Genomic DNA, 4,438 nt, shown 5'->3' on the forward strand with positions numbered 1-4,438 from the left:
CAGGTAAAGGCACTAATCAAAACTTGCGAAAGCACGATAAAACCGCTCTCTTGTAGCTGCTAGAGGGAGAACTGCGGAAAAGGAATAATTGATTAGTGTTGTGAGACTGGAATGGGGGCGTAAAGCCTTACTCACAGCGCAGGGCAGCCCGAAAGGGAAGAGACTTACCCAATCTGAAAGCGACCAAAAAGATACCCAAATCACTCATAAATTTGAGTTGAAATGGGTAGGGGTCGGCGCAGCCGAAAGGGTGGTTTGCGCTAGCTTGGCTAGCCTCCTCTTTGCTCTTACTGTCATTGTTTGATACTTCATGATTTCCCTTATTTGCATTTCTTTATCTTACTTTCTATCTTTTGTTAAGCACATAAGCAAGGCTACACAAAGACCCCTCCACTTCGTTACGTTGTCATTGTGCCTTGTAAGGGACGCTACGCTCCCTTAACCCTAGTTAAAAGCACTCAAACTAAAGAATTGCCATGACTGAAAAGAAGAAAGTAATACGAGAAAAGTCCATCAAGATCAGAGTCACTGAGGCTGAACTTCAAGCTCTGAAAGATCGGTGTGATGGTGCGGAATTAGCTCCTTGGGTGAGAGAGACTTGTCTTGGGGAACGGACTCTTAAAAGAGCCAATGTTCCTAAAGTAGACCCCGCATTATTGCGCCAGTTATCTGGACTTGGAAATAACTTGAATCAGATCACTAGAGTAGTGAATACCCAGAATTATGATGTCGTGAATGTGGTTCAAGTATTGGCTCAACTTTCAGCAATCGAGCGTCAGCTTGGGCAAATAATGGCACAGTATGAGATCTCAGTATGATTGTTCAGTTCGCTCGTAGAGGTAAGGGCGTTGGGAGTGGCCCTGTTGATTATCTCTTAGGGAAAGATAGAAATCGGGAGAGGGCGACACTCAATCAAGGCGATCCTGATTTAGTTCAATCACTCATTGATTCGAGTCCTTACGCCAAAAAGTACACATCGGGCTTTCTCTGTTTTGCTGAAACGGACTTATCACAAGAGATTAAAGATCGCCTCATGGCTGATTTTGAAAAGGCTTTGTTACCAGGCTTAGACAAAGACCAATACTCCATTCTTTGGGTAGAGCATCTTGATAAAGGGCGGTTAGAGCTGAACTTTGTTATTCCAAATATTGAGCTTCATTCTGGCAAGCGACTTCAACCTTACTACCACTTTGCAGACAATCCTCGTATCGATGCGTGGCGCACCATTCAGAATCTTGAACTAGGGCTTCATGACCCAGATGACCCTGCTAATCAGCAAGGCTTGGTGAGTGCTAAAGACACTCCATCCGATGCAAAAGAGATTCAGCAACTTCTTACCGATGGCCTACTTAATCTTGCTCAATCAGGCGCAATCCGTAGTCGAAAAGGGGTAATTGGTGCGCTTGAAAGCAAAGGATTTGAGATTGCCAGAGTGACAGCTAAAAGCATCAGCATTAAGAATCCCGAAAGTGGGAAACGAAACATAAGATTAAAAGGTTTGTTGTATGAGCAAGATTTTGAATATGGCGAGGGACTTCAATTCGCAATCGAAGAAGCAAGCCAACGCTATCGAGCAAACGCTAAAGAAAGACTTCGAGAGGCACGAACAACGTATTCAAGATGCGTTGAAATCAAGCGAGCAGAAAATCATAAACGACATCCAAGAGCAGCAATCACGTTTGAATCTCTTGGTGATGAAAACATGGATTTGGTTGCCAGTGACCCTGTTATTTTTGGTGATCGTCAGTTACGGGATCGCTTGGTATCAAGGGCAGACGATATTAGACAATCAGAAAAAGATAGCCCGCCAAAAAGCGATCCTAGAGCAGTTCCAGAACAAGACTTGGGGGCTTTCTCTGTACGAGAGCCAGAAAGGGGAACGTTTTATTGTGATACCAGAGGGTTACTCGATTCTGGAGGGGTGGACAATGAACGATGGCAAGAACGAGCTGATCAAGTTGGAGAGGAAATAAATGACCGAGCTAGAGAAACAACTTTTGCACGCCTTCGAGGTTTTAGAGAGGCAGCACAAGGAGCAGCACAGCGAGTTCGTGAAGCTCTACAAGGATTTAGAGAAAAGATTCGAGCAGAGCAGCGAGGAGAACCAACGCTTACAGAGCAGTGTGAGCAGCTTGACCATGCAAGTAAACAACTTGACGCAGCAGCTCCAGTCGTTGGAAAAGCAATACAGCAAGAGCAGTCGTTAGCACGACAAAATCGCAGAGGTCGAGGTTTCGGATTTAATCGTTAATACATTTGAAAACACGCTTGCCAGGAGTACAATGTACTCCTATTCTTTTGGGAGAGGATCGGGTTATTAGCTACGCATTAGAGTTTATTGAAACGCCATTGTTTGAATCTCAGCGAAAAGAGATGCTCACGGATGAAGAGTTTCGAGCGTTGCAGTCAGACATCATCAAAAACCCAGAAATGGGATCGTTGATTGTCGGAACGGGAGGGCTAAGAAAAGTTCGCCTTGCTGGAGAATCGACAGGTAAGAGTGGTGGTTATCGAACGATTTACTTACTGATCCAACCTGATGTTGTCTATTTGGTGTTGCTGTACAAGAAAGGGAGAAAGGACTCTTTAACTCAGAAAGAGAAGAATCTCCTTAAAGAAGTGTCGAGGTCGATTAAGAGAGAGTATGACAATGAGCAATAGTATTTTTGATGAACTTTATACATCGATGAAGCAAGCCGAAGCGATTGCAAAAGGAGAGCAGACTCCTGCGAATGTCACTCGTTATGAGATTGCCGATGTTAAAGCGATCCGAGCACAACTGGATGTCAGCCAAAAAGAGTTGGCACAAGCGATGGATGTGAGTATTGATACCGTGAAAAGTTGGGAGCAAGGACGGAGAAATCCGACAGGTTTAGCAAGCAAAGTCCTAACTCTACTCTCTAAAGAGCCAGAGCTTTATGCGAAGTTTTCAGTTTAAAGATTAAGAGGTGTCTATGAGTGCAGCTGTTACTTTTGAGCAATTCTGTCAGCGTTACGAGTACGATCCGAGAAGTTCGTTATCTCGATTTGAATATGAGAAGTACAAAGAGAAGAAGTACAAAGAGAACTTAGAGATAGCTAACGAGCTGATCACCAAAGATGCCATCGATAAGATGAAAACATAGAAAAAACGCCCTTAGAGGGCGTTTTTTGTTTCAATCGAACTGCGAACTTTTTGTCCTGTAAATCGCTCTGAAAGCGTCACAAACTTACAGCCCGATTTCTGGCTAATTAGGTAAGGATAAGTGCTTAAAAACGCTCCAGGAGCGTTTTGAGAGCGTCAGATTGGCGTTTTGAGATGCTAAGTCGGCTATTTAACGTAATAGGAATAATAAGCACCAAAACAACGTTATGTTGCTTTAAATTATGAGCTTCTTTGCTTCGATTTGAAGCCATTCAAATGTGTTTTTGGGCTCTCCATGCATTTCCATTTGATGCCAAAGTTTTTCAAATGACAAAATAGTGACTTGTAGAGCAACTTCTTCATTTCCAATTTCCATTGTTAAATTTTCGAGAAGTTTAATCGTATGAGCATCTACTAAAGTGTCGTATTTTTTTATTTTACACAAAGCCATAACGCAATACTCACAAAGTGTTGATATGCATGTAACTTTATAATAGTGCTCAATTGCGTATATAGTGGTTTTTTTTGGCCTAAGTCTATTAAGAACGTTCAATTGCTCACACAAACCTAGTCTTAAATATGATGTGTATGAGATAAATGGGATAAAGCGTGAAACTAAAAATTTATTTTAAAACATCGAATAACAAAGGCTTTGAAATCGCATCATATCAAGAACATTACGAGACAATTGTTGCTCAATGGCTTTCGTTAGGTCGTACACTAGAATCGAGTTCTTTTTTCCTTGTGCTGTACGATGATGATGGTAAGTGTGTAGATGCCAAATATCTTTCAAAAAATAATTTTAGTCGATTGCTGATAGAGTGGGACTGCTTTGGTTTAAAAGAAAGTAATGAGTAATTTAACGTAACACTCGTTGTGCGAACTGAACGATAGAACGCAAAAGGTTGCCCAAACCGGCGACCTTTTTTACATCTGGCAGATACGAAAAACGCCTCCCAATGGGAGGCGTTTTTCTTGAGGACGTTCATTACCTTAGAAAAGGATCGTTGAGATCCCAGCTCTTTGGTTGTAATCTCAATCCCCAGATGTGACAAAACCGACCCTGCAAGGTCGGCTTTGATCGGAATACTTACCGGTTTGACGGCCTGTGTAAGTCCTTTCATGATAGCCCATATCGTTTAAGCACTTCAAGTATTCCTGCACTCTGTTTGGACTCAAGATGTTTTGGACAGAGCGATGCGCATCAGCCACCGACCAAGGGAAGTTCCAAAGGTGGCAGGTAAAGGCACTAATCAAAACTTGCGAAAGCACGATAAAACCGCTCTCTTGTAGCTGCTAGAGGGAGAACTGCGG

8 protein-coding genes are annotated in these 4,438 nt (G+C 42.6%); 7 read left to right on the forward strand and 1 reads right to left on the reverse strand.

What is annotated here, in order from left to right; all coding sequences use genetic code 11:
* Window positions 1-476: 476 nt before the first annotated feature.
* The 6 genes from R7044_RS23855 (at window position 477) to R7044_RS23875 (ending at window position 3,125) form a co-directional block, all read left to right on the forward strand.
* On the forward strand, window positions 477-818 hold the full coding sequence (locus tag R7044_RS23855) for a MobC family plasmid mobilization relaxosome protein (RefSeq protein ID WP_169600790.1): 342 nt from the start codon (window positions 477-479) through the stop codon (window positions 816-818).
* 705 nt (window positions 819-1,523) lie between these two features.
* Window positions 1,524-1,973: an MbeB family mobilization protein gene (locus tag R7044_RS28665; RefSeq protein WP_353616425.1), complete on the forward strand. Its 450-nt coding sequence runs from the start codon at window positions 1,524-1,526 to the stop codon at window positions 1,971-1,973.
* Window positions 1,974-2,207 carry an MbeD/MobD family mobilization/exclusion protein gene (locus tag R7044_RS28670; RefSeq protein WP_169567099.1) on the forward strand — a complete coding sequence of 78 codons (234 nt, stop codon included), beginning with the start codon at window positions 1,974-1,976 and terminating at the stop codon, window positions 2,205-2,207.
* Between the two features lie 61 nt (window positions 2,208-2,268).
* A complete protein-coding gene (locus R7044_RS23865) occupies window positions 2,269-2,661 on the forward strand; it encodes a type II toxin-antitoxin system RelE/ParE family toxin (RefSeq protein ID WP_224723981.1) in 393 nt (130 codons plus the stop codon).
* Complete coding sequence (gene nadS, locus R7044_RS23870) at window positions 2,651-2,938, forward strand: NadS family protein (protein WP_029946694.1); 288 nt, start codon at window positions 2,651-2,653, stop codon at window positions 2,936-2,938. Before R7044_RS23865 ends, nadS begins: the two co-directional genes overlap by 11 nt.
* A gap of 16 nt (window positions 2,939-2,954) precedes the next feature.
* Entirely contained in the window at window positions 2,955-3,125 is a 171-nt protein-coding gene (locus tag R7044_RS23875; protein WP_005398424.1) for a hypothetical protein, read from the forward strand.
* A gap of 234 nt (window positions 3,126-3,359) precedes the next feature.
* On the opposite strand, the gene R7044_RS23880 is transcribed toward R7044_RS23875, so the two are convergent.
* On the reverse strand, window positions 3,360-3,575 hold the full coding sequence (locus R7044_RS23880) for a hypothetical protein (RefSeq protein ID WP_031819061.1): 216 nt from the start codon (window positions 3,573-3,575) through the stop codon (window positions 3,360-3,362).
* Between the two features lie 158 nt (window positions 3,576-3,733).
* Between R7044_RS23880 and R7044_RS23885 the strand changes: the two genes are divergently transcribed.
* A complete protein-coding gene (locus R7044_RS23885; protein WP_005398517.1) occupies window positions 3,734-3,982 on the forward strand; it encodes a hypothetical protein in 249 nt (82 codons plus the stop codon).
* Window positions 3,983-4,438 lie beyond the last annotated feature (456 nt).

This window comes from Vibrio sp. 1402, assembly GCF_033340275.1.

Bases quoted from the DNA above. Each gene is read 5' to 3' on its own strand.
- R7044_RS23855 (WP_169600790.1), top strand. From the start codon at position 477: ATGACTGAAAAGAAGAAAGTAATACGAGAAAAGTCCATCAAGATCAGA.
- R7044_RS28665 (WP_353616425.1), top strand. From the start codon at position 1,524: ATGGCGAGGGACTTCAATTCGCAATCGAAGAAGCAAGCCAACGCTATC.
- R7044_RS28670 (WP_169567099.1), top strand. From the start codon at position 1,974: ATGACCGAGCTAGAGAAACAACTTTTGCACGCCTTCGAGGTTTTAGAG.
- nadS (WP_029946694.1), top strand. From the start codon at position 2,651: ATGAGCAATAGTATTTTTGATGAACTTTATACATCGATGAAGCAAGCC.
- R7044_RS23875 (WP_005398424.1), top strand. From the start codon at position 2,955: ATGAGTGCAGCTGTTACTTTTGAGCAATTCTGTCAGCGTTACGAGTAC.
- R7044_RS23880 (WP_031819061.1), bottom strand. From the start codon at position 3,575: ATGGCTTTGTGTAAAATAAAAAAATACGACACTTTAGTAGATGCTCAT.